The organism is Hydrophilobacter chitinilyticus (assembly GCF_049860745.1).
In the GTDB taxonomy this organism is placed as follows: domain Bacteria; phylum Pseudomonadota; class Gammaproteobacteria; order Burkholderiales; family Burkholderiaceae_C; genus Rhodoferax_B.
In genome coordinates this window covers 4,352,449-4,376,041 of record NZ_CP187561.1, presented here as the reverse complement: position 1 = coordinate 4,376,041, position 23,593 = coordinate 4,352,449, and the positions used below count along the sequence as shown (strand labels likewise).

The 23,593-nt window shown below is 60.4% G+C and carries 19 protein-coding genes; 11 read left to right on the top strand and 8 right to left on the bottom strand.

Annotation, left to right across the window (positions count from 1 at the left end):
* Positions 1–194: 194 nt before the first annotated feature.
* On the bottom strand, positions 195–509 hold the full coding sequence (locus ACPWMG_RS19465) for a hypothetical protein (protein ID WP_483301132.1): 315 nt from the start codon (positions 507–509) through the stop codon (positions 195–197).
* A gap of 760 nt (positions 510–1,269) precedes the next feature.
* Between ACPWMG_RS19465 and ACPWMG_RS19460 the strand changes: the two genes are divergently transcribed.
* From ACPWMG_RS19460 to ACPWMG_RS19440, 5 genes are all read left to right on the top strand, one after another.
* On the top strand, positions 1,270–3,048 hold the full coding sequence (locus ACPWMG_RS19460; protein ID WP_483301130.1) for a ShlB/FhaC/HecB family hemolysin secretion/activation protein: 1,779 nt from the start codon (positions 1,270–1,272) through the stop codon (positions 3,046–3,048).
* Positions 3,049–3,140: 92 nt separating this feature from the next.
* Complete coding sequence (locus tag ACPWMG_RS19455; RefSeq protein ID WP_483301129.1) at positions 3,141–12,437, top strand: two-partner secretion domain-containing protein; 9,297 nt, start codon at positions 3,141–3,143, stop codon at positions 12,435–12,437.
* Positions 12,434–12,664, top strand: coding sequence for a hypothetical protein (locus ACPWMG_RS19450; protein WP_483305360.1), 231 nt, complete (start codon positions 12,434–12,436; stop codon positions 12,662–12,664). Before ACPWMG_RS19455 ends, ACPWMG_RS19450 begins: the two co-directional genes overlap by 4 nt.
* Complete coding sequence (locus tag ACPWMG_RS19445; RefSeq protein WP_483301128.1) at positions 12,558–12,890, top strand: hemagglutinin repeat-containing protein; 333 nt, start codon at positions 12,558–12,560, stop codon at positions 12,888–12,890. Before ACPWMG_RS19450 ends, ACPWMG_RS19445 begins: the two co-directional genes overlap by 107 nt.
* Before the next feature lie 41 nt (positions 12,891–12,931).
* Positions 12,932–13,237, top strand: a complete 306-nt coding sequence (locus tag ACPWMG_RS19440; RefSeq protein WP_483301127.1) for a hypothetical protein — start codon at positions 12,932–12,934, stop codon at positions 13,235–13,237.
* A 30-nt stretch (positions 13,238–13,267) separates the two neighbouring features.
* Here ACPWMG_RS19440 and ACPWMG_RS19435 read toward each other — a convergent pair whose 3' ends face one another.
* On the bottom strand, positions 13,268–14,482 hold the full coding sequence (locus ACPWMG_RS19435) for a GGDEF domain-containing protein (RefSeq protein WP_483301126.1): 1,215 nt from the start codon (positions 14,480–14,482) through the stop codon (positions 13,268–13,270).
* Positions 14,483–14,627: 145 nt separating this feature from the next.
* On the opposite strand from ACPWMG_RS19435, the gene ACPWMG_RS19430 reads away from it, so the two are divergent.
* The gene (locus tag ACPWMG_RS19430; protein ID WP_483301125.1) at positions 14,628–15,221 is read left to right on the top strand and encodes a Csu type fimbrial protein; all 594 of its coding nucleotides are present in this window, start codon (positions 14,628–14,630) and stop codon (positions 15,219–15,221) included.
* 123 nt (positions 15,222–15,344) lie between these two features.
* Positions 15,345–15,812, top strand: a complete 468-nt coding sequence (locus tag ACPWMG_RS19425; RefSeq protein WP_483301124.1) for a BLUF domain-containing protein — start codon at positions 15,345–15,347, stop codon at positions 15,810–15,812.
* A gap of 51 nt (positions 15,813–15,863) precedes the next feature.
* On the opposite strand, the gene tsaA is transcribed toward ACPWMG_RS19425, so the two are convergent.
* Together tsaA and ACPWMG_RS19415 are read right to left on the bottom strand one after the other, a co-directional pair.
* Positions 15,864–16,355 (bottom strand): tRNA (N6-threonylcarbamoyladenosine(37)-N6)-methyltransferase TrmO, encoded by a 492-nt coding sequence (tsaA, locus tag ACPWMG_RS19420; RefSeq protein ID WP_483301123.1) that lies wholly within the window; start codon positions 16,353–16,355, stop codon positions 15,864–15,866.
* Complete coding sequence (locus ACPWMG_RS19415; protein WP_483301122.1) at positions 16,352–16,699, bottom strand: winged helix-turn-helix domain-containing protein; 348 nt, start codon at positions 16,697–16,699, stop codon at positions 16,352–16,354. The genes tsaA and ACPWMG_RS19415 overlap by 4 nt, the downstream gene beginning before the upstream one ends.
* 107 nt (positions 16,700–16,806) lie before the next feature.
* Here ACPWMG_RS19415 and ACPWMG_RS19410 point away from each other — a divergent pair, with 107 nt between their 5' ends.
* Positions 16,807–17,016 carry a TOBE domain-containing protein gene (locus tag ACPWMG_RS19410; protein WP_483301120.1) on the top strand — a complete coding sequence of 70 codons (210 nt, stop codon included), beginning with the start codon at positions 16,807–16,809 and terminating at the stop codon, positions 17,014–17,016.
* Positions 17,017–17,035: 19 nt separating this feature from the next.
* On the opposite strand, the gene ACPWMG_RS19405 is transcribed toward ACPWMG_RS19410, so the two are convergent.
* Both ACPWMG_RS19405 and msrA read right to left on the bottom strand, forming a co-directional pair.
* A complete protein-coding gene (locus ACPWMG_RS19405; RefSeq protein WP_483301119.1) occupies positions 17,036–17,410 on the bottom strand; it encodes a gamma-glutamylcyclotransferase family protein in 375 nt (124 codons plus the stop codon).
* A gap of 51 nt (positions 17,411–17,461) precedes the next feature.
* Positions 17,462–18,190 (bottom strand): peptide-methionine (S)-S-oxide reductase MsrA, encoded by a 729-nt coding sequence (gene msrA, locus ACPWMG_RS19400; RefSeq protein WP_483301118.1) that lies wholly within the window; start codon positions 18,188–18,190, stop codon positions 17,462–17,464.
* A gap of 288 nt (positions 18,191–18,478) precedes the next feature.
* Between msrA and msrB the strand changes: the two genes are divergently transcribed.
* The gene (gene msrB / locus ACPWMG_RS19395) at positions 18,479–18,973 is read left to right on the top strand and encodes a peptide-methionine (R)-S-oxide reductase MsrB (RefSeq protein WP_483301117.1); all 495 of its coding nucleotides are present in this window, start codon (positions 18,479–18,481) and stop codon (positions 18,971–18,973) included.
* Between the two features lie 25 nt (positions 18,974–18,998).
* Positions 18,999–20,870: a cytochrome c biogenesis protein DipZ gene (locus ACPWMG_RS19390; protein ID WP_483301116.1), complete on the top strand. Its 1,872-nt coding sequence runs from the start codon at positions 18,999–19,001 to the stop codon at positions 20,868–20,870.
* Here ACPWMG_RS19390 and ACPWMG_RS19385 read toward each other — a convergent pair.
* Positions 20,857–21,753 (bottom strand): nitroreductase family protein, encoded by an 897-nt coding sequence (locus tag ACPWMG_RS19385; RefSeq protein ID WP_483301115.1) that lies wholly within the window; start codon positions 21,751–21,753, stop codon positions 20,857–20,859. The two genes, ACPWMG_RS19390 and ACPWMG_RS19385, sit on opposite strands and share 14 nt — an antisense overlap.
* A 29-nt stretch (positions 21,754–21,782) precedes the next feature.
* On the bottom strand, positions 21,783–22,853 hold the full coding sequence (locus ACPWMG_RS19380; protein ID WP_483301114.1) for a Rieske 2Fe-2S domain-containing protein: 1,071 nt from the start codon (positions 22,851–22,853) through the stop codon (positions 21,783–21,785).
* A 284-nt stretch (positions 22,854–23,137) separates the two neighbouring features.
* Between ACPWMG_RS19380 and ACPWMG_RS19375 the strand changes: the two genes are divergently transcribed.
* The gene (locus tag ACPWMG_RS19375; protein ID WP_483301113.1) at positions 23,138–23,455 is read left to right on the top strand and encodes a hypothetical protein; all 318 of its coding nucleotides are present in this window, start codon (positions 23,138–23,140) and stop codon (positions 23,453–23,455) included.
* Positions 23,456–23,593 lie beyond the last annotated feature (138 nt).

Below are 23,593 nucleotides of genomic sequence, written 5' to 3'. Positions count from 1 at the left end.
CTACGCCGCTGGCGGTTTAGCGGGCTCTGTCTTCGGGGTAGGAATGCCCTGCGGATCTTTCGGTGCTTTGGTGTCCGGGCAGCCGGTCAACAAAGCTACGGCGCAAAAGATGCAGACAAGACTGGCGAAGATCTCCATCGTTGTCTCCTATAAGTCCCTGCCATGGCCGCTGTGCGCGGCTCTTCGGCTCTTGATCAGTTCACTGGTTTTACGGCGCTTGGCGGGCGCTTCACCACCGGCTCGCCGCCTTCCGGGTTGTCTTCGGCCTTGCATTCAAATGTCAACTGGTACGGGCCAGAGAGTGGCGCTTTACCGGTTTCGGTGACCTGCATCGCGCGCCCCTTGTCAGCGCAGAAGGCATCGGCTTGCGACATCGCCAGTGTGCGACTCTCTGACGGAACTCCCAAGGTGCCTCGTGCGGTGATTTGGTAACGGTTGTGACCCAAGTCTTCTACGCCAGTGCTTTTAGGGGCAACCGCACAGCCGCCGAACAGCAGCGGAACAGCCATGCAAAAGGGGAGGGCACGCAAATATCGCTTTGTATTGGACTTCAATGGACTGCTGGAGAGTGGAGTTGTGGCCCAGTATGCGAGCACAACCGTCTAGAGTCACGCAAACACAAGTGATTTGCGCCCATGTCCTACGCCAACCTGCTGTCTCGCTTTAGGCGCCATTACGGGCGATTCCCCGAGCGCGCACATGCGGCGGCATCACGACGCTGTTGCTCACGGTAAGCGCTTTCGCTCAACCAAACCATGTTGGTCCACCGATCTTGCCCGCCCGCACACAAGCCCACCTTATACCCAACGCGGTAGCCCGGGCACGGTCCACCACGCTTGCCCGTAGAAGGGCAACTGCTGTAGTTCTGGAATTGCGCTTGTTGGTCGCTTTGGGAAGAGGGGGCCGAACTGGGGGCCGCGATGGCGAGTAGGCCCACAAATGCGAGCAGCGGCATAGCAAAAAATTGAGCGCTGGCGTGGCGAAAAAGTACGGGCATCGGTTCTTCCTTTAGTGGGGAGTTTAGATTGCACGTTGATTGAGCCTTCGCGTTTGCATGACAGACAAATGTCACAGGTTTTTGATATCAATGCACATTAAATTGGAGATTTAATTTGTATGCATTGTTTTATTGAATTATTTATCATGAAATTCGAATACAAATAAATACATTGAGTGCTCCGGTGTTTAGCGATATGTCGCAAACCCCTCAGTGCTTCGTGTGAATCTTCAGCCGGAAGGAGTTCACGCCACCTGTCGAGTGATTCGCCCGTGACTTTCCTTCCAAATAATCCGAGTATTTCGACTTTTCAGCGCAAAGCGCTGTGCAGCCTGCTGTTTTGCGTCGTTGCGAGTCCGTCGTTATGGGCGCAGAGCGTGCCGGACGTGGTGCAAGAGCAGCGTCGTCAGCAAGAGCGGGAGCGGTTGGAGCGGGAGCGGCTGGAGTCCGGCCCGGATGTGCGTTTGCCGGGCGTGCCCGTGCTGGCGACGATGCGTTTGCCCCGCGATGAGTCCCCTTGTTTTGTGCTGCAAGACATCCGCCTGCAAGGTGATGCGGCGGCGCAATTTGACTGGGTGTTGGACGCTTTGGCGGGCCCGCAAAACGACGATGACCCGCGCGGGTTATGCGTGGGGGCGCAAGGTATTGCACTGCTGACGCAACGTGCGCAGCAAGCTTTGATTGGACGTGGTTATGTGACTAGCCGCCTCCTGGTCGAACCACAAGACCTGCGCACCGGCCGTTTGGTGCTGACCTTCCTGCCCGGGCGCATCCACCGCATCCGCTTTGCCGACGGCAGCAGTCCCCGGGCGAACGCGGCCAACGCGCTGCCCGCCCAAGCCGGCGACATCTTGAACCTGCGCGACATCGAGCAGGGTTTAGAAAACCTCAAGCGTATGCCCACTGCCGAGGCCGACATCCAGATCGAGCCCGCTGAAGTCCCGGGCAGTAGCGACTTGGTGATCCGCTGGAGACAAGCCCTCCCGCTACGCGTGAGCCTGAGCGCCGACGACAGCGGCAGCCAAGCCACGGGCCGTGTACAAGGCAGTGCCACGTTGAGTGTGGACAGCCCCTTGGGACTGAATGACCTGTTCTACGTTGCGCTGAACCATAGCCTGGGGGGCGTGTTGGCACACAGTGCGCTTGCCGGACACCACGGACAGACGACAGACGGTCCACGCGGCACCGACGGCCACACACTGCATTACTCGCTGCCCTGGGGCTACTGGCTGCTGGGCGTTACCCACAGCCAAAATGGCTACCACCAAAGTGTGGCTGGGGCGAACCAAACCCTCGTCTACAGCGGCACCAGCAGCAACAGCGACGTCAAGCTCTCGCGCCTGCTCTACCGCGACCAAAGCAACAAAACCACGGTGTCGCTGCGCGCCTTTCAGCGCACCTCGAACAACTACATCGACGACACCGAAGTGCAAGTGCAGCGCCGCGTGGTCGGTGGCTGGGAAGCGGCCGTGGCGCAGCGCATGTTCATCGGTGCGAGCACGCTTGACGCCAGCGTGGCCTACAAACGCGGCACCGGCGCGTTTGGCGCGCGACCCGCGCCAGAAGAAGCGTTTGGCGAAGGCACCTCGCGCCTTCAACTCGTCAACGCCGACGTCAACCTCCAAAGCCCCTTCATGCTGGCTGGGCAGAAGCTGCGCTACAGCGCCAATGGGCGCGCGCAGTGGAACCAGACACCGCTGACGCCACAAGACCGCTTCGCCATTGGTGGGCGCTACACCGTGCGCGGCTTTGACGGCGAGGCCAGCCTGGCCGGCGAACGCGGCTGGTTGCTGCGCCAGGAACTCGCCTGGGCCGCAGGGGCGGGTGCGGAGCTTTATGCCGGGATCGACCACGGGCAAGTGGGCGGGCCGAGCACCCAACACCAGGTGGGGCGCCGCCTCACCGGCGCGGTGCTGGGGGTGCGCGGCGGCGCCACCGCGCTGGGTAGCAACCTGGGCTACGAACTGTTCGTCGGCCAACCGTTGCGTAAGCCTGAAGGCTTCAGAACCGCGCACACCACCGCTGGCTTCAGCCTGAGCCTGGGCTTCTAAGCCGTTCCCAACATCCGCAACACATTGGCTGCTGCCGCGCCCCACGGCTGCGTACGCCGCTATCGCATTGAAACCTCTTCGGAATCCTCACCATGAACCCACAGTGCTACCGTATCGTCTTCAACAAAGCCCGAGGCTGCCTGATGGCGGTGGCGGAAACCGCCACGTCTCAAGGCAAAGCCGGCGAGCGGCCCGCGCGTGGCGGGGGCATGCCACGAAATGCTGGTTTGGCGTTCGGCCTGCACGCCTTGGCGGGGGCCGCGCTGTTGAGCCTGTTACCGCTGGCCCAGGCGCAAATCGTGCCCGACATGCGCGCACCAGCCAGCCAGCGCGCCACCGTGCTCACTACTGGCAGCGCCAACACCCCCTTGGTCAACATCCAGACCCCCAGTGCGGCCGGTGTGAGCCGCAACACCTACAGCCAGTTTGACGTCAACGGCAATGGTGTGGTGTTGAACAACAGCCGCACGAACACCGCCACGCAGACCGGCGGCTGGGTGCAGGGCAACCCGTGGCTGGCCACGGGCGGCGCCAAGGTCATCCTGAACGAAGTCAACTCGGCCAACCCCAGCCAACTGCGTGGCGCCATTGAAGTCGCCGGCCAACGTGCCGAGGTGGTGATCGCCAACCCGGCGGGCATCCACGTCGACGGTGCTGGCTTCATCAACACCAGCCGTGCCACCTTGACCACCGGCACGCCCATCGTCAACGCCGCCAACGGCGGTAGCCTGGACGGCTACCGCGTGCAGGGCGGCATCATCAGCTTCAACGGTGCCGGCCTGGACGCGCGCAGCACCGACAGCACCGCCATCCTGGCACGCGCTGTGCAGGTCAATGCCGGCATCTGGGCGCAGCAGTTGAGCGTTGTCACGGGCGCCAACGAAGTGCGCGCCGACAGCAGTGCGGCCACACCGACGAACGCAACCGATGCCGCCCCAGCCTTCGCGCTCGACGTGGCCGCGATTGGCGGCATGTACGCCGGCAAGATCACCTTGGTGGGCACCGAGGCGGGCCTCGGCGTGCGCAACGCCGGGGCGCTCCAGGCCCACGCCGGCGACCTGGTGCTCGACCACAACGGCTGGTTGTCCAACAGCGGCAGCGTTTACGCCAGTGGCCACACCACGCTCCAAACGGCGGGTAGCATCGGCAACACGGGGCTGATCGCCGCGCAAGGCCACACCACGCTCACCAGTGGCGGGGCCATCTCCAGCGACCAAACATCTGTGTTGGCGGCAGGGCTGAATGGCGACAACCGTCTCGGCGGCAGCGGCCAACTGCGGGTCAGCGCCGTGCAAGAGGCAAACCTACAAGGCCAAACGGTGGCGGGCAACGACGTGATGGTGGGCGGCAGCGCCGTCAACTTGGCCGAGGGTCAGGTCAGTGGGACGAACGTGAACATCAGTGCCGCGACAGGTGATGTAAATGCCACGGGGGCCACGCTGGCGGCGGCGCAAACGCTGAGCCTGCAAGCGGCGCAAACGCTGCGCACCGATGGTGCCAATGTGTCGGCCGGTCAACTGGCTGTGCAGGCGCAAGCGTTGTCGAATGTGGGTGGCAAACTCATCCAAACTGGCGGCGCCGACCTGGCCGTCAACCTGGCGGGTCCGCTGAACAACTCTGGCGGAACCATTGCCAGCAATGGCCGTCTTGCACTAGCAGCCTCCGCGTTAGACAACACCCGTGGCAGCGTGCAGTCGACCACTGGCAACGTGGCGTTGAATGTGGCCCACTTGAACAACACCAGCGGGCAAGTGACAGCGGGTGCCGACCTCAGCATCGAAGCCACGACGGTGGACAACAGCGGCACCCTGTATGCCAGCGGCCAGCAAACGATGACTGCCAGTGGCGTGGTTGCAAACAGTGGCGTCATTGCAGCTGCGGGCAACACCAGGGTCAATGCGCCGCGCTTTGAGGGCAGTAGCACCAGCCTGCTAGCCGCCGGGTTGAAGGCCGACGGCAGCTTGGGTACAGCGGGCGAGTTGCGTGTGGCTGCCACCCAAACCTTGGCCGCGCATGGCCGGAATATGGCGGCTGGCGATGTTGTGTTGCGAGGCACAGCTCTTGATGTTTCAGGTAGCCAAACCAGTGGCAAAAATCTGGCACTTGCCGCTTCTGCGGCCGAACTCAATGCCAGCAAAGCCAAACTGCAAGCCACGCAAAATCTAAACGCCAGCAGCAGCCAAACCTCGCGCACCGATGGCGCTACGGTGTCTGCCGAAAAATTGGAGCTTGCCGCGCGCGATCTCTCCAACGTAGGCGGCACCTTGTTGCAGACCGGCACCGAAGATCTGCGCCTGCAACTGCCCGGCACGCTGAATAACAGTGGCGGAACCATCGCAAGCAAAGGGCGCAACCTGAACATCAGTGCAGGTGTGTTAGACAACACTGCTGGCGAAATTTTGCATGCTGGCAGCGGCGTGTTGAGCCTGGACGCCAACACGCTGAGCGGCGCGCGTGGGCAAATTCAAACAAGCCACGAACTTGATCTGCGTGCGAGCCAAGCGACGCTAGACGGGGCTAACACCAGCGCAGAAAAGCTGACTATTCGCACCGACAACCTGAGCAACCGCGCCGGTCAAATTCTGCAAACCGGGCTGGGCGCCACGCAGGTGACGGCGACCACTACGCTGGATAACACCGGTGGGGTGATCGCGAGCCGTGGCCACACAGCCGTGTCTGCTAGAGATGTGTTTAACCGGGGCGGCAGCATTCAAGCGGCCGAATCTGCGAGCTTGAGCCTTGTGGTCGCAGGAACACTAGATAACACTGCCAAAGGCAACATCAGCGCCAGTGGCGCGGCTTCTGTGCAAGCCAATCGCTTGAACAACCAGACCGGCCAGGTCAGTGCGGGCGCCAGCTTGGCCGTGAACACCACACAAGCGATCGACAACCGTGAAGGCTTGATTGCCGCCACAGGCGACACCAACATCAGCAGCGCTAGTTTGGACAACCAGCAAGGCCGTATTGCAGCCGTGCAAGGGGCTCTGAATGTCGTTGCCACAGAAGGTGGCATCCACAATGAAGCTGGCAAGTTGCAAGCTGGCCAAAATGTGCAGCTTGTGAGTAACGGCCTGTTGAATGCAGACGGTCTAGTGGCTGGTGCTGCCGTCTCCATCAACACGCGCCAGCACGAATTGCACAACGCCGGTGGCACTGTCTCGGCGAACGGCACGCTCGACGTGCAAAGCGGCGCCTTGAACAACAGTGCTGGCCTCATCCAGGCAAAAGATGCACTGCAAATCAACACCCATGGTCAAACGCTCCGCAATACCAGCTCGGGCACCACTGGGGGCATTAGCGGGCAAAGCAGCATTGCGGTAACCACGGGTGCGTTGGACAACACGGGGGGCTTTATCGGCGCCGCTGGCCCGGTGACCGCAACCGCTACCAACGCTGCTATTGCCAATGCGAGCGGCAGCATCGCCAGCCAAAAAGGTGTTGTGTTGAATGCCGCCGAAATTGATAACGCCGGCGGCCAACTGCAAGCTCTCGGCAGCGTGAGCCTCACTGTTACCGGCGCCTCCGGCCTGCGTAACAGCAGCGGCCTGGTGCGCGCCGGTGAAAATCTGACGGCGGCGGCGGCGCGTATCGACAACAGCCTGACCGCTGGAAAAGACCAAGGCCTGGAGGGCGGCTCGGTGGCGTTGCTGTCGGACGATGTAGACAACAGCCACGGCAGCATTCGCGCAGATGAGTCGGTGCGCATTGCAGGCGCTGGCCAGTTGAACAATAGCGGCGGCTTGGTGTCTTCGGTCGGCAGTTTGACGGTGGTGGACAGCCAGGCCAGCAGCACAGGCATAAAAAGCCAAAGTGTCCTGAACACGGGCGGCACGCTCATCGCGGGCAAGCAATTGGCGCTGGACAGCGCTACCCTCAGCAGCGATGGCAAAGTGCTGAGCCGGGGCGACTTGAACGTGAAACTACAAGGCGACTACGCCCAGGAGGCCACCGCTCAATTGCAGGCCGCAGGCAACGCCAAGCTTGAGTTCACTGGAACCTTAACCAACCGTGGCCAATTGCTGGCGGGGCAAAACCTAACCGTTAAAGCGGCCCACATCCACAACACCTCCAATGGCGAAATCAGCGCCGCCAACACCGTGCTGCAAGCCGACGGCGAGGTGAGCAACCGTGGTGTGGTCGACAGCAACACCACGTTCATTGAAGCGAAAACTTTACACAACACAGGCACGGGCCGCATCTACGGCGACCATGTGGCGCTGCAAGTCGACACATTGACCAACGATGCCGAGACCACAGCGGGTGTCACGCGTGCCGGCACCGTCGCCGCGCGCGAGCGCTTGGACATTGGCACTACTGTTTTGCATAACCAAGAGCATGCACTGCTGTTCAGCGCCGGTGACCTTGCCATTGGAGGCGTCTTAGATGCCAACCGCCAAGCCGTAGGCCAGGCACGGGCGCTGCGTAATGGCTCGGCCAGCATTGAGTCGCTGGGCAACTTGAATCTCAACGTGGCGCAGATCGACAACACCAACAACCATCTGCAAACCGAGCAAGTCCAAGTGGGTAGCCAGTTCATTCAACTGTTTGAGGGGGCGCCATCGATAGGTGACCCGAACTGGTTGCGCAACCCCACTGGCATTCGCTATGAGTACAAGGATCTCCTGCGATTCGAGACCGGCGAAGTCGACATCATTTACCTTCCTGAAGGTCATACCGACCACTTTTATCGCTACGACATCACGCGCAATGTGTCCGAAACGCGCATCGTCAACAGTGACCCGGGTCGCATCGTTGCAGGTGGCAGCCTCGGCGTCAATGCCGAGACCTTGAACAACGACAGCAGCCACATTATTGCGGGCGGTGCCCTGAGTGTTGCGGCTGGGAGCTTGAATAACCAGGCCATCGAAGGCCAACGCATCACGAACGATAGCGGTGAAGTGTTGGAGCGGTTCCGCATCACGCGCAGTGGTCGTGACAAGCAAGGCAGTACCTCCACCCCCTACGCGCCACCCGACACCGTTGAAACCATGGCGCTGGGTACCACGGTCTACAAAGCCAATGCACAGCCCGACAACGGTGATGCCAGCGGCACCCAGCTCATGAACTTCAGCGGAAAGACCGTTGACGTGCAAGCCACCGGCCGCACCGAGGTGCAGGCACGCATTGCCGGCCTGGCCAACACGGGCGCTATCGACCAGGCGAACAACGGCTTGCTGCGCACACTGTCTGTGCCAAGCGCTTCACTGCCCAGCAGCCAAGCGCCGCTCACACGGGCTGCGGCTATTCAACAGGTGGCAAGCAGCGTTGGCTCGCTGGTTCGCAGCGTATCGCCGAGCACCAGCGTGCCCACGGCCAGCCTCTTCCGTACCGTGCCCAACCCCGGAAGCCACTATCTGGTCGAAACCGATCCACGGTTCACCAATTACCGCCAATGGCTGAGTTCTGATGCCTTGCTGAGCGCCTTGAGCTACGACCCCAACACCGTGCAGAAGCGTTTGGGCGATGGCTTCTATGAACAACAACTCATCCGCGAGCAAGTCGCAGAACTCACTGGTCGGCGCTTCCTTAGCGGGTACGCCAGCGACGACGCGCAGTACCAAGTCTTGATCGCCTCCGGTGTGACCTACGCCCGCCAATGGCAACTGCGCCCGGGTGTGGCCCTGACCGCTGGGCAAATGGCTCAATTGACCACCGACATCGTCTGGCTGGTCGAACAAACCGTGACCCTAGCCGATGGATCGACCCAGCAAGTGTTGGTGCCCCAGCTCTACGCCGTCGTGCGTGAGGGAGACCTGACGCCTAACGGCGCCTTGCTCGCCGGTGGCGCGGTCCACATCAACCTGTCGGGCGACCTGACCAACAACGGCACCATCCTTGGCCGCAAGGTGGTGGAACTGAGCGCCGAGAACGTGCAAAACCTGGGGGGACGCATCCAGGGCGACGTCGCCGCCGTGCAAGCACGCAACGACCTCAACAACATCGGCGGCCAGATCAGCGCGAACAACAGCCTGTTCGCCACCGCCGGGCGTGACCTCAACCTGGAAACCACCACGCGCAGCGCCACCAGCAGCGCTGGGGGCAACAGCTTTGCATGCACCAGCCTCGACCGCATCGCCAGCCTGGTGGTGCACAACCCCGGCGGCACCTTGGTTGCCAGCGCGGGGCGTGACTTGAACCTGGTGGCGGCCAACGTCACGAATGCCGGTGCCGATGGCACCACAGCACTCGTTGCAGGCCGCAACCTCAACCTCTCCACGATCACCACCGCCAGTGCCGACAACATCGCCTGGAACGCGAAGAACTGGTTGCAGAACAGCAGCAGCACCGAAATGGGCAGCACGGTGCAGGGCGCCGGTGCCGTGCGCTTGGCCGCCGGTCAAGACCTGAATGCACGTGCGGCCAACGTGCAAGGCGACGGGGCGTTGACGGCCAGTGCCGGGCGTGACCTGAACGTCACCGCCGGGGTCAACACCTTGGATGTGGCGCAGGCCGGCTTCTACAGTGGTCGCAGTGGCGGGGGCAACAAACAATCGGTGGCCGTACGCGACAGCCTGGTGCAGACCACCAGTGTTGCCAGCAGCCTGGGGGGCGATCGGGTGACGGCGGTGGCTGGGCGCGACCTCTCGGTGCAAGGCAGCCAACTCGTCAGCGACAACGGCACGGCCTTGGCTGCGGGGCGCAACGTCGAGATCGTCGCCGCCATCGACACGCAGGCCGAAAACCACTTCCGGGAAGAGAAAAAGTCCGGTCTCATGAAGAGTGGCGGTATCGGCTTCACGGCGGGTAAGCAGCAGCAAAGTGTGGACGATCAAAGCCAGGCCAACACAGCAGCGGCCAGCACTATCGGCGCGTTGTCCGGCGGTGTGGACATTCTGGCTGGGCAGCACTACCGCCAAGTGGGAAGCGATGTCTTGGCCACAGGCGCAGATGGCAAAACGGACACCGCCAACATCAGCATACAAGCCCAGGACGTGGCCATCACCGAAGCGCGCGAACATAGCAGCGGCAGCACGCTCACCAAGCAAAGCAGCAGTGGCCTGACGCTGGCTGTGGGCAGCCCCATCCTCTCAGCCGTGCAAACCGCGCAAGGCATGGTCAAAGCGGCAGGGCAAACCGAAGACACCCGCATGAAGGCCTTGGCTGGGGCGGCGGCCGGTTTGAACCTCTACAACAACAGCGACGACATTGGCAAAGCCGCCAGTGCCTTGGCCAGTGGCAACCCGAGCAGCGCGGGCTCCATCAGTGTGTCGGTGGGCGGCAGCAAGAGCCAAAGCACCAGTAGCTTCACGCAAGATGCGGCGAAAGGCAGCCGCATCAACGCGGCACGCAACGCCCAGATCGTGGCCACCGGGGCGGGGCAAAACTCCAACCTACTAATACAGGGGGGTGACCTCCGAGCGGGCAATACCGCCACGCTGCAGGCCGACAACGCCATCCAGCTGCTGGCGGCGCAAAACACCGGCAGCCAAACCAGTAGCCAAAGCGCCAAGAGCGGCAGCATTGGCCTCAGCCTGGGGGCCAACACCGGCGTGACCCTGGCCGCCAGTCAAAGCAAAGGCCAGGGCAACGGCAGCGACACCCACTACAGCAACACCCAAGTCAGCGCGGGCCAGCAGGTGGCGCTGCGCAGCGGCGGCGACACCACGCTCAGCGGCGCGGTGGTGGCTGGCACTGGCGTCACCGCCCAGGTTGGCGGCAATCTTGCCATCAGCAGCTTGCAAGACCAAAGCCAATGGGATGCCAAGACGCAGAGCATGGGCGGCAGCATCACCATCGGCCCGGGCTTGGTGCCCACGGGCGGCGGCTTCAGCGCGGGCCAGACCAACGTCCGCAGTAACTTCCAAAGCGTGAAGGAGCAAAGCGGCCTCAAGACGGGGGACGGCGGTTTTCAGGTCGATGTGAACGGCAACACTGCCCTGACCGGTGGCGCCATCACCAGCACCCAGGCGGCTGTAGACCAGAACCTCAACCGCTTCAGCACGACCAGCCTCAACACCACCGACCTGCACAACATCGCCAGCTACAAGGGCAGTGGCGTGGGCATCTCCGCCAACCTGGGCGTCGACGTCAAGGGCGACACCAAGCCCGGTGCCGGTGCCGGGTTTGGTCAAGACAAAGGCCAGGCCAGCAGCACCACGCAAGCCGCGATCTCCGGCATCGCGGGTAATAGCGCCGCACGCACCGGTGACCAAGACAGTGGATTGAAACCCATCTTTGACAAAGACAAAGTCAACGCCGAGGTGAACGCCCAGGTGGCCATCACGCAGGCGTTTGGCCAACAGGCCAGCCAGGCGGTGGGCACCTATGCGGGCCAGCAGGCGAAGGCACTGCGTGACCAAGGTAATGAAGCCGAAGCGCAGAAGTGGGATGAGGGTGGCGCCTACCGGGTGGCCGCGCATGCGGTGGTGGGTGGACTCTCGGGAGGTGTAGCTGGCGCAGCAGGTGCGGCCGCCGGTGCGAAAGCTGCCCCGACGCTGAACGGCTTGCAAGATGGCTTGCAATCCTCGCTGCAACAAGCGGGCTTGAGTGACGTTGCCGCCAAAGCGATTGCGCAGGGCGCGGGTGCGGCGGCGGCCACCACACTGGGTGCTGCAACGGGTGGCGCAGCCGGGGCAACAACGGCGCTGAACCAGGATGTGAACAATCGGCAGTTGCATGGCAGTGAGTTACGTGCGATTGCACTTGCGTCGAACGGCGATAAAGAGAAAGAAGCGCGACTTACTAGGGCAGCTTGCTACGCGGTTAAGTGTTGGGAGCAGTACCCAGAGGGCCGCGCCGAGCGAGAGCAGAACTACGTTAGCGCGTTAGAAATGGGTGGTTTGACGGAAGAGCGCGAGTGGGTTAACGCACAAAAAAACACCACGGGTATGTTTGGCTACACAGGATGGGGCAGCGCAAAGGATAGCTTTACGGCCGGCCCGTTACCTCTGATTCAGAACGGAGGTAAGGTCGTTGGAGGTGGCTTAGCCATACTTACGGGCAAAACCATTTGTGGTGCTACTGGTGTAGGCTGTGTCGTGGGCGCTCCGCTGGCCGTGCTGGGCGCTAGTGAGGTCATTGAGGGCGGGACGGGAATCTACAACAGTCTTACAGGGACTGGAAAAAGCGGGAGCAATCCTGTTCGAATTGGGCTGAATATGCTGTGGCCTGTGGCAGGGGATACGATCTACGATGCTAGTTACTTGGGTCTTTCGGTTTTGACACTCGGTGCCAGTGTTCCATTTAAGGTTGGGGCAACCGACGGCATAAATCGGGTCGACTCCATGTTTGGTGTCACCGTACCGCGTTGGCAAAACCAGATTATCAATCCGATGACAAACAAAGTACTGCTACCTCGCGCCGCAGCACAAGGCGCACTGTTATATGGCCTAGGAGCTAAGGTGCCTGCAATTGTTGACGATGTGAAGAAAGCGAAGGAGCCCCAATGAGTTGGCGGACGGTATGTGTTGCTATTCGAACGCTGATGGTTATTGGTGGCGCGTGGCTTGGTGCTGGGGTTATCTGGGCGGCGCTTATTACAGGTTTGATTAGATGGTTGTTTGATTTGGATGAAGAAACAGCACTTCTGTGGGTGGGTTTGCCGGTGTTGGTCGCCTTTCTGCCGTTTTGTGTCTTCGTTTTACCCAAGCACTTGCGCAAGGCAGGTATTTTGTAGAGGTCTAGCTCTTGTAGAAATACCGAAAGCCAGAGTGTACAGAGCGGTATTTTCGGCATTCTCCGGAGCACCAACACGGGGGAACAGGGCCGCTAGCCTAAGCAATACCCAAGTCAGCGCGGGCCATCAGGTGGCGCTGCGTAGCGGCGGCGACACCACGCTATGCGGCGCGTTGGTGGCTGGCACTCGCGTCACGGCGCAGGTGGGCGGCTTCGTCACTTTTTGATGCTAATATACTGTATTTATAATCAGTATTTAGGGGTCATCATGGAAGTGGTCGACAGCACCTATACCGTCGCGCTATGCGACTACCCTGAGCTACCCGAGCGTGAACGCTTGAATGCCGAAAAGCGTTATGCCAAGGTGCTTGAGAAGCAATGTGGAGGCCCCGAGGGGGTGGTCGCTACGCTGCGTACCATTCACAACCTTGAAGACGCGCCACCAGATGAGTTGTCGGCCGAAGAGCTTGCATCTGTGCGGCTTTGGGGCAAGGCGGCGGTGGCGGCACGCATGGCTGCTTACCAGGGCCTGGGTGAATCGGAGACAGCGTACTTTGATGTGCGTATTACCTGACGATCGCGACTCGGTGAGGTACTCGCGGTTTTAAGTTTGCATCGTTTGGGTCTTGCTGAAGACCCGAACGGTGTTGCGTCCGGCCTGCTTCGCTCGGTACAGCGCATCGTCGGCCTGCTTGGCGCCTTCTTGCCAGGCTGCAAGATTGCCGCAACTGGGCGATACACCCACACTGACGGTGCAGGGGACAGCGCTTGTGCCATCGGCTGTTTTGAATTGCAGATCTTGTACGCAGTGGTTTAGGCGTTCAGCTAGCGTCAAAGCGACTTTCTGTTCGCTACCGGGTTCATTGCTGTCTTCTACGCAGCCTATCAAAAACTCCTCGCCGCCGATGCGCGCCACAAAATCTCCGGCGCGGAGTTGTTTGCTTAGCGCGGTGGCCACGGCTTGGAGCACGGCATCGCCGGTCGCGTGGCCGTGTGTGTCGTTGATTTTTTTGAAGTGGTCGATATCGACCAACAACGCGGTCAGGGGCGGTGCGTTGCGCCGCGCAAAATGCCGCGCCACCACTTCCTCTAGCCCGTGTCGGTTCAGCACGCCGGTGAGCGCGTCGCAGGTGGCCTGATCGGCAAGTTGGCCGTTGAGCCGCAGAAACAGCATCCAGATCAGCGTGAGCCCCACCACGACGGCGGTGAGTGATGCATAGATGTAGAAGACTTGGGCCAGCAGTCCGTCAAATGCGACATCGATGCCTCCAACGCCAATGTCCCAGGCACGCAGCAACGTCAACACCGCCAACCCGCCCAGCAGCAGCGTCAGCAAGCGCAGAGGTGCGCGCAGCGGTTGCGCCTGGCGGGTGCCGCCGTCGCGCAGCAAAATCCAGGTCATGACGGCGTACATGCCGCCGATAGCCCCATTCAGTACGACGTGGCGGGCCGAAGGGCTGATGAGCAAAGCGGCGGCAATCTCTGCGCCAAACATCATGGCCCACATCAGCCATACGCTGGGCCAGCGCAGCACCGAGCGCCCCACGAAATCGCGCACACCGTCCTTGAATAGCAGCACAGCAAAGAGCATCAGGCCGTCGCCAGCCAGGGCGCGCCAGTCCAGTGTTTCAAGGCCACCGAACAAACGGCCCAAGTAAGCAACGCCAAACAGGCAACTTGCCACCCACCATCGGCCGAGACCCGGTGCTTTGGGCATCAGCCGCCAAATCAAAAACATGAGGCCGCCGCTGCCCACCAGATGGATCGCCAACATGACGATCACGGTGAAAGGGTCCATGGCCGGAGAGGAACTGTGCATGGCTACATTGTCTTACGCCTGTATGAAGGACGCGGGTGTACTGACCACTGCCACCGCAAGACTGGGGAGTTCACGTTTGCGTCACGATCTTTTGGGCGCAAAAAACCACAATTCATTCCATCGCAACACACACCGAGAGATGGACATGAAGACCAACAAGATTTCTACTGCCGCTACCTCTGCTGCTATGGCTCTTGCTCTGGGCCTCGGCATGACCTCTTTCGGCGCACAGGCATCAGGCAACATGGCTGGCCAACTGAATGCACAGATGGTGCTGCAAGCCGGTTGCTACATCAGCGGTGCCTCTGGCGCCGGCAGCAGCGGTGTGAACCTGGGCACACTGGACTTCGGCTCGCAGCCCAGCACCTTCACCGGCGTGTTGACCGCCAACGCCACAGGTGGTGTGGGTGGCGCAGGTGCCACACAAATCGTCTGCTCACCTGATGTAACGGCCTTGACCGTATCGGTCAGCGGCGGCAACAACGCTGGCCAAGGCGGCAGCATCGGCACCGGCTCACGAGCCATGAAGCTGGGTACCAGCTATCTGCCATACGAGGTGTACCGCGATGCGGCGCTGACCACCGCTTACCCAGCCAACGCCACCGCGTTGGGCGTGACGTTGCCTGGCACCGGCGCTCCCGTCACGCTGCCCGTTTATGGTCGTATCAACAAGACCAGCACCAACGGTATGGCGTCTGGCACCTACGTCGACACGCTGCAAGTGACGCTGGCTTGGTAAGAGCGGCAACATTGCTTTGAGATTGCCGCACCCACAAAGCCCGCTTCATGGCATTGATCGGCGTGACCTCTGCCGTACCGGCATATCCAATACGAAACAGGACTTCCCGCGAAGAGAATCTCCATGAAGGGCGACTCGCAGAAAACAAACGCAGATGGCAACGAAAAACGGAGGGCTTTGCAGGGCATTGCCTACGTCAGCACGGCCATCAGAATGATGTCCGAGGTCGACCTCGAGGAGTTGTTGGTCGAAGCGCGAGATCTGAACCTGCAAACGGGAACGACCGGCGTGCTGCTGTACAGCGCGGGCACGTTCTTCCAGTATTTTGAGGCGACTGAAGATGTGATTCAGGTCACCTACCAGCGCATCAAGGACAGTCGCAAACACACAGGCATCATCGAGCTGTTGAACGAACCTATTGTTGAGCGCAGCTTTTGTGACTGGCAAATGGGGTTTGCGTTAGCGTCCCAATCCCAGGTATTGGCGCTATCAACCGCCAACTGGCGCCACCGCGTGGAAACCTCCGAACTGGATTCCTCCAGTGCTGGCTTGGCTATGCTGCTTGACTTTTGGTCCCGCACCGTAGGCTGAGGTCAGCCCAAGGGAACTGGGTGTTTTGCCCGGCCCCATATCTCGCAACGGTTATGACATTCTTTTGTCTGAAACCGTCGACGGTAGCGCGTCCAATCGTCCACTGAACCAGCCAATTTTTTCTGTGTTGCGCACATCAAAAGTCGGCACGTAAGGCTTGATGTCGAGCACAGGCGTCTGGTCCACCATGTCGTTGCCGCTGAACTTCAGCAAGCGGCCTTCAACGGACTCCAGCCGCACGATGGACATCCCGATGCGATTGGGGCGAGCCGGTGCGCGCGTGGCGAAGATGCCGTGGGTTTCTGTGTCTAAAAACGGCACAACCTCGAGCCTTTCGTAAGGGCTCAGATGCAGGTGCGTGAGCAGAATGAGGAACTCGAAACCTGCGATGTCCTTGAGCCCAGGTTCGAATTCCGCAAAAACCTCCAGCTCGCCCCACTCGTTCGGAACACCGGCCGTTTGCACCGGCACCCCCACCGTTTCCTTGAAGCGGCTATGGATGATGCCGACTGGCCGGCAAACGATGTCAGTGGTGACCGTCATGGTGCAAGCAAGCGGTTAAGTGCGGCGAGATCACTGGCAGCAGCGGTTCGCGCCGTTGTCTCCACCGCGCGGTAGCGTTTGATGAGCTCCTCACCAATGGGAGTGAGTTTTGCGCCTCCACCATGGCTGCCGCCTGTGGCCGTTGCGACGGCTGGTTTGGCCAATGCGCGGTTCATTTCATCGACCAACATCCAGGCTCTGCGGTACGACATGCTGAACTGCCGCGCAGCTGCCGAGATGGAGCCGGTTTCGGCGATGGCTTCAAGGAGTGCGATCTTGCCCGGGCCGATAGCAATGCTTTCGTCGCGGTAAATGCGCATCCGAAATTGGACGGTTGATTTCATGCCAAGTAGGGTAAGGTGATGGCTCCGAGAATAAGCGATGGTGTGCCGTGCTTGTGGCTCATCGTTTAACGCCTCGTTTTTTTGTTCATTCCACTGCAGAGGTCACCATGAAGATCAGCGCGCGTAACGTCCTGCCCGGCAAAATCATCAGCATTGTGCGAGGCCCTGTCACCACAGAAGTGACGCTGGAAATCGCTCCTGGCGTGCAGATCGTGTCGACCATCACCACCACCTCGGCCGCATCGCTCAACTTGGTAGAAGGCGGCTCGGCTTACGGCATCATCAAAGCGTCGAGTGTGATGGTGGGCACTGACTGAACTGCCAGGGGCAACGGTATTAGGCTGCCGGGGTTGGTGAGTTTTTGTCGACGTAGACCCAGGCCGAAACGCCTGACGACAGCACCACCTGGTCGCGCCGGTAGTCGTCAACCTCGTAAGCATCGGCATGGCGTAGCTCTTCCGGGGTGATGGCAAACACCGTGCCTTGGATTTGGTCGCTGAGGTCGCCGGTGAACCCGACGATGGGATGATGTGTTTTGCCGCTGGTGGCCACCACAGCGGCATCGCGAATTTCGAGCATCGTCAGCTTGTAGCCGGGCAAGCTGTCTTTGCACCCGTCCAATAGTCGTCCGAAGGTTGAACGTTGAACCGGTTCCAGTTGCAACGTGCCGTAGGAAAAGAGGTTTTCAGTTCGCGTGGAAAGCTCGGTCATGGTGCGCTCGTAAAGGGAAAAACAGGGGCAGTACGCAAGTGGCTCTGAACTTTATGTGCCTGCGCCAACCAGCACCGGCAATGGGCGGAATCGCTGTGGAAACACGCGCTTCAGTTCGGCAACTTTGGGCAGGTCGTTTTCGACGATGTACGGGTGGTTGGGGTTTCGTGTCAGAAAGTCCTGGTGGTAGGCTTCTGCGGGATAGAACACCTTCATCGGCTCGTTGGTGGTGACGATGCGCGCTGGATAGACGCCTGCCTTGTCCAGCTTGGCGATGTAGTTCTTGGCGATCCGCACTTGGTCGGCATTGGCCGGAAAAATAGCCGAACGGTACTGCGTGCCGATGTCCGGCCCCTGGCGGTTCAGCTCGGTTGGGTTATGAGCCACTGAGAAGAAAATTTCCAAAATCTGCCCATAGCTGATCTGCTTGGGGTCGAATACGACGCGAACCGCTTCCGCGTGGCCGCTGCTACCGCGGCCCACGGTCTCGTAGTTGGCGGTCTTGGCCTCGCCTCCTGCGTAACCCGAGACGGCACTGGTGACGCCTTTGACGTGCTGAAACACCCCCTGCACGCCCCAAAAGCACCCGCCCGCGACCACTGCGGTTTCGGTGCCCGCCGTGGCGCTTGGCGCGGGCTCGTTGTCGGGCGGGGGAATGGCCACCGCACGCTCAGCGCTGCTTGCCGCCATTGGATGAAAGAGAACACCAGCCAACAACGTTTGTGCGAAGGCAAGAACTACCGCGCGGCGGCGGGACGAAATGCGTGACAAAGAATCCATGCTGTCTATCTCCAAATGGCCTTCAATAGGGCCTTCCATAGGGCCGTGTGCGGGCAGGTTGTCATCCACCAAAGGTCGTTCCCACCCAAGACAAATCATAGTGCGCTATATTTCATTTTGCACAACGAGAGGCTTGTACCTGCTGTATAGGCCAGGTGGGCACTCTGTTTGATGTGCTCCACCACAAAACGGGACAAGGTGCCACTCTAACCGGCGACGCGTGTTGCGCCAACCGTGCCATCCAGCGTGTTGTCTTCAACCATCGGATTTGAGACTTGGAGGTTCAGGATGCCGCAATACCACCGGCGAGCGGTGCTTGCCACCGGCGCAGTTTTTGCATGGAGCACGGCGGGCTTGATGGCGCCGCGCGGCTTGCTCGCAGCGGAGACCTTCGAGGTCACCCACACCGAAGCCGAGTGGCGCAAGCTACTGAGCCCCAACGCCTACGCCATCCTGCGAGAAGAAGCCACCGAACGCCCCGGTAGCAGTCCGCTGAACGATGAGCACCGTGCTGGGCGCTTCTCTTGTGCGGGTTGTGGCCTTGAGTTGTTCTCGTCCAAAACCAAGTTCGACAGCCAAACCGGCTGGCCCAGCTTCTGGAAGCCGCTCGACAAGGCTGTCGCCCAACGTATCGACCGTTCGCTTGGCATGGCTCGCACGGAGGTGCACTGCCGACGCTGCGGTGGGCATTTGGGCCATCTGTTCAACGACGGCCCACCGCCCACAGGCCTGCGTTACTGCATGAACGGTTATGCCATGCGCTTCATCCCAGGCAATGCCTGACCTCGCGATGTAAACGGTCTCACCCATGCTGCTTTTCATTGTTGCTTACCTGGGTGGTGTGTTGACCATCCTCAGCCCGTGCATTCTGCCGGTGTTGCCTTTTGTATTTGCGCGGGTAGACAAATCGTTTGTTCAAAGCGGCTTGCCATTGCTGTTGGGCATGGCGCTGACCTTTGCCGCTGTCGCGTCGCTTGCCGCCGTTGGCGGAGGTTGGGCAGTGCAAGCCAACGAGTACGGGCGCATGGTCGCTCTGGTCTTGATGGCGTTGTTTGGCTTGACCCTGCTGCTTCCCAACCTTGCTGACCGATTGACGCGCCCTTTGGTCGCTTTGGGGCAAAGCTTAAGCACCACGTCGGCAACGGATCAGACCACGCGCGCAAAGCCCTTCGCATCGTCCTTGCTGCTCGGCGTTGCCACGGGGCTTTTGTGGGCGCCCTGTGCGGGGCCCATTCTCGGACTGGTGCTGACCGGTGCGGCACTGGGTGGTGCCAGTGTGCAGACGTCTCTGCTCTTGTTGGCATACGCAGCGGGTGCGGCCACGTCGTTGGCCGGGGCCTTGCTTGTGGGGGGACGCCTTTTCAAAGCAATGAAAAGAACATTGGGAGCCGGCGAATGGATTCGTCGCGGCCTGGGCGTGACATTGCTGGCTGGTGTGGCCGCTATTGCGCTGGGCTTGGACACAGGTGTGTTGGCACAAATGTCATTGGCCGGGACCTCGCATGTCGAGCAGGTTCTTGTCGATCAAGCGAAGCTGAATACCCATGTCGATGCCGAACCTTCAAATGTGATTGTCGAGAAAAAAGACGGTGCGATGATGGCGGGATCCAATGCCATGATGATGGGCAACAACGCGATGATGGCTGGTGGCAATGCCATGACCGGGGCGATGTCCGGGGGCATGACGGGAGGCAATGGCGAAACGGCGGGCTTCGCGTCGAGCGGTATCACGCCATCTCTTGCTGGCGCAGTGGAATGGCTGAACTCGCCGTCCATCGACATAGCAACGCTGCGCGGCAAGGTCGTGTTGATCGACTTCTGGACTTATTCGTGCATCAACTGTCTGCGTGCCTTGCCCTACGTGCAAGCCTGGGCCGAGCGTTATAAGGACAAAGGCTTGGTTGTCATTGGTGTGCATGCACCGGAGTTCGCATTTGAGAAGAACATTGGCAATGTGCGTAAAGCCACCAAAGATTTGAAGGTGGACTACCCCGTCGCCATCGACAACAACTACGCCATTTGGCGCGCCTTCCAAAACCAATATTGGCCAGCACATTACTTCATCGATGCCAAAGGAAAAATTCGCTACCAGCACTTTGGCGAGGGCGAGTACGAAAAGTCAGAGATGCTCATCCAGCAATTGCTGGCCGAAATTGGCAGCCAAGACATGCCGGGGGACTTTGTAGAAGTCAAGGCCGAAGGCGCTCAAGCGCCAGCCGCCGAAATTCCGGCCAGGTCGCCGGAAACTTACCTCGGGTACGAGCGGGCAGAAGGCTTTGTGGCACAGGGCAGCTTCATCAAAAATGCGCCGCACGTCTATCCACCAGTGGCCCAACTGGCGCTCAACGAATGGGCGCTCTCGGGCAACTGGACGGCGGGGCCGCAGAGTGTGCAGTTGAATAGCGGCGGCGGTCGTATCAGCTACCGTTTTCAGGCGCGTGACCTGCATCTGGTGTTGGGGCTCAAGGCAGGCGCCAAACCGGTGCGCATACGCGTCACCATTGACGGCAAACCACCCGGCGCGGAACGCGGCGCAGATGTAGACCTGGATGGCCAAGGGGTGATTCGCGAACACCGGCTCTACCAGTTGATTCGGCAGCACAAGCCCGAGGTTGGACACCGCTTCGAGATTGAATTTCTCGACCCTGGTGTCGAGGCGTTCGCGTTTACATTCGGCTAAGCGGGGGGCTGGTGTGACGTGAGTTGAGACTCAAGCCATTTTCTGATGGCGGCTGCCAGGTCGACAACACCGCACTCGGCTGTGCATGCGCTTTGGGTGGAGGGGCGTCGGCCACGGTGCCCATGCTGATGAACCCCGCCAGAAACTCTTCTGACGCCAGGCCAAGTTCGTGCGACAAGATGGGGTCGAAGCAGCGTTCACCACTCAGCACGATGGCGCCAAACCCAAGCTGATGCGCTGCATTCAACAGGTTGCCCAAGGCCGCGCCTGCTGACAGCCATTGCTCGCGCACCGGCACCTTGCTGCGGGCCTGGGGCGACACCACAAACGCCAGCAGCACCGGGGGACGCGTGGCGTGTTCTCGTGCCAACTGCAAGTCTCGGACCGATGCCAGCGGATCGCGGCGGCGTTTCTCTTGTTCGAATTGGTCGGCGAGCGCTTCGCGCTGCGCAACGTGGAACTCCACCACCCGCCAAGGATGTAAGCCACCGTGGTCTGGCGAGCGCAAGGCGCCTTGCAGAATGAGGCCGATGTCATCCGCATCCGGCCCGGGGCCGATCAGCCGTTTAGGCGAAATCGACCGGCGCTCCAGCAGGGGCTTGAGCAACGCCTTCTTCTTGGTGCGGCCTACACGGCGCTGCAAACCGTCGTAGTCATCCAGATAACGGCGGGCCCAGTCCACAACACGTTCGCCGTCTTCCGTGAAACCGCTGAAGCCCGCAGACGCTGATCCCAGCTTGAGTACGCGCCGGCCAAACATTTCTTCTGCGGCACTGACGGCTGCAGCGATGTCGGCAGCTGTCACATCGCACCTCGCAGCGGCCAGGTCAATGTCGCTTTTTTGGGCCAGCGCCACGAGATAGCGCAGTTGATCGTTTTCCATGGGGATTGACTCCATTGATGGGCTCACTGTCAGCCAGCATAGGCCATGGTCAGTCCCATTTGTCTTAATAGCCGGCGGTAGCCGGCCGAAGTGCGGTCCGCCGCAAAATGCGCCTCGGCCAGCGGGTCGAGTGGCAGGTCTTCGGGCTTCTGGCGTTCGATGATGGCCTGGTCTTCGGCAAACACCTGCGCGTTGAAAGCGTAGACATCCTCCAGCGAACCGGTTTTGTCGAAGTTGCGCGTGATGGGCACAAACAGCCGCGTTCTGCGTGCCGACACTGGGCTTGCAACGTTCAGGATGTTCAGCAAGCCATCGTTAGGGAAATGCACTGTGAGCTGCGCCACAAACGGTGGGTAGATATCGAACACCCGCAGCCAGCGGAAGTCCGGCGGCGCCAAGTGCTGCAGTCCCTTGGGGTAGTTGCTGACGTTGCTCCAGTATTCGGTGCGCAGCCCCATGTCGGTGGTCACGGTGTCGTACGCTGGCACAACAGGGTTGTTACGGTCTGCAAAGGCTTCGTGGTGGATGAAGGCAAAGTGCGCCACATCGACAAAACCTTCGACTTGCCGACCGGGTGAGCCTTCAATGTCCACCGTAGGCGGAAGAATTTGCTGAAAGCTGCTATCAAACCAGGAGGGCATTGGTGGAATGCTGCTTTTGCCATCAGGTATCAGGCAAGTCCAAACCAGTCCATAGCGTTCCTCCACGGGGAACATGGTGACTTTGAAGCGCGCTGGTGGCTTCATGTCCGGTTGCGCCGGAATTTTGTGGCACTGGCCATCGGTGCCAAAACGCAGGCCATGGTACGGGCAGACCAGCTCTTCACCCTCTACGCATCCCATGCTGAGTGGCACGCCGCGGTGGGGGCATAGATCACGTCCCACATGCACCCCGCTGGCCGTCCGGTACACCACCAGTTCGAGGTCCAGCAGGGTGACCGCCAGCGGTTGCTCCCGCACATCAACCGAGCGTGCGACGGGATACCAATGCTTGGCGAGGATGGGCCAATCGGCGGGGGCGTAGGTGCAATTGCGTGGCAAAAAGCCCTCGGGAAGGGCAGGTGGTTGGACGTTCTGGGGAATGATAGAAATCGTGTTCATTGCTTCAATGTATTCTATGAAATATAACGAAGCCTATGCAAGAAGTGCACCATTAGAGGCGCCTACCTCCACGGTTCAACCATGCGGCCGGACTTCAGGTGCGTTACGCTGTTTTCCAGTGGCTTCGTAGCTTGGCCTCAATCGACGCAGCAGCCGTCTGCAGGGCGGGCAAGTAGGTTGCAACCACTTCTCGCCGCCAATCAGGATTTCGTCGTCTGGGTGGGCAAGGCGCGATCACCGATCGAGCCAGCGAAAAGCTGGGTCAAAGCGACAAAGGCATCGTCATGATGCGTCGACGGTTCTTTGAAGAGATCGATGCCCTGCAAAGCAATCCTGGCCACGAACCCAAAGGATTGATTCGCGACCCGGCAAAGAACGACAACGTCTTTCTGCCGTCTGCCTGCCGAGATGAAATGCTGCAAGGATTGCCACGCGCGCAACTGGCCGCCCATCCTTTGTTGGGCCCTTACCTGAAAGATTTCTTCGGCCAAGCGGGGCAACCTGAGCATGTACGTCGGGAATACGAAGAGGCTATCGGGCAGAAAGTACAAGGGGCAAAGTTCTTCAAGGTCCACGGCAGCGGCTCGGAGGAGAACTCGTAACGCCAAGCGCTGATGCCTATTACGCCTAGCATGAAGCAGGGTGTAGGTAAATTGCTTTTCGATGTTTCTACGTGGATATAGCGAATTTTAGCGATGCAATCGAAAAAATCGCTAAAAGTACTGAGAGATTCGATATAT

What these genes read in the sequence shown, in the direction of transcription:
- ACPWMG_RS19465 (WP_483301132.1), bottom strand. Translation starts at nt 509, where the DNA reads ATGGCTGTTCCGCTGCTGTTCGGCGGCTGTGCGGTTGCCCCTAAAAGC.
- ACPWMG_RS19455 (WP_483301129.1), top strand. Translation starts at nt 3,141, where the DNA reads ATGAACCCACAGTGCTACCGTATCGTCTTCAACAAAGCCCGAGGCTGC.
- ACPWMG_RS19450 (WP_483305360.1), top strand. Translation starts at nt 12,434, where the DNA reads ATGAGTTGGCGGACGGTATGTGTTGCTATTCGAACGCTGATGGTTATT.
- ACPWMG_RS19445 (WP_483301128.1), top strand. Translation starts at nt 12,558, where the DNA reads ATGAAGAAACAGCACTTCTGTGGGTGGGTTTGCCGGTGTTGGTCGCCT.
- ACPWMG_RS19440 (WP_483301127.1), top strand. Translation starts at nt 12,932, where the DNA reads ATGGAAGTGGTCGACAGCACCTATACCGTCGCGCTATGCGACTACCCT.
- ACPWMG_RS19435 (WP_483301126.1), bottom strand. Translation starts at nt 14,482, where the DNA reads ATGCACAGTTCCTCTCCGGCCATGGACCCTTTCACCGTGATCGTCATG.
- ACPWMG_RS19430 (WP_483301125.1), top strand. Translation starts at nt 14,628, where the DNA reads ATGAAGACCAACAAGATTTCTACTGCCGCTACCTCTGCTGCTATGGCT.
- ACPWMG_RS19425 (WP_483301124.1), top strand. Translation starts at nt 15,345, where the DNA reads ATGAAGGGCGACTCGCAGAAAACAAACGCAGATGGCAACGAAAAACGG.
- tsaA (WP_483301123.1), bottom strand. Translation starts at nt 16,355, where the DNA reads ATGACGGTCACCACTGACATCGTTTGCCGGCCAGTCGGCATCATCCAT.
- ACPWMG_RS19415 (WP_483301122.1), bottom strand. Translation starts at nt 16,699, where the DNA reads ATGAAATCAACCGTCCAATTTCGGATGCGCATTTACCGCGACGAAAGC.
- ACPWMG_RS19410 (WP_483301120.1), top strand. Translation starts at nt 16,807, where the DNA reads ATGAAGATCAGCGCGCGTAACGTCCTGCCCGGCAAAATCATCAGCATT.
- ACPWMG_RS19405 (WP_483301119.1), bottom strand. Translation starts at nt 17,410, where the DNA reads ATGACCGAGCTTTCCACGCGAACTGAAAACCTCTTTTCCTACGGCACG.
- msrA (WP_483301118.1), bottom strand. Translation starts at nt 18,190, where the DNA reads ATGGATTCTTTGTCACGCATTTCGTCCCGCCGCCGCGCGGTAGTTCTT.
- msrB (WP_483301117.1), top strand. Translation starts at nt 18,479, where the DNA reads ATGCCGCAATACCACCGGCGAGCGGTGCTTGCCACCGGCGCAGTTTTT.
- ACPWMG_RS19390 (WP_483301116.1), top strand. Translation starts at nt 18,999, where the DNA reads ATGCTGCTTTTCATTGTTGCTTACCTGGGTGGTGTGTTGACCATCCTC.
- ACPWMG_RS19385 (WP_483301115.1), bottom strand. Translation starts at nt 21,753, where the DNA reads ATGGAAAACGATCAACTGCGCTATCTCGTGGCGCTGGCCCAAAAAAGC.
- ACPWMG_RS19380 (WP_483301114.1), bottom strand. Translation starts at nt 22,853, where the DNA reads ATGAACACGATTTCTATCATTCCCCAGAACGTCCAACCACCTGCCCTT.
- ACPWMG_RS19375 (WP_483301113.1), top strand. Translation starts at nt 23,138, where the DNA reads ATGATGCGTCGACGGTTCTTTGAAGAGATCGATGCCCTGCAAAGCAAT.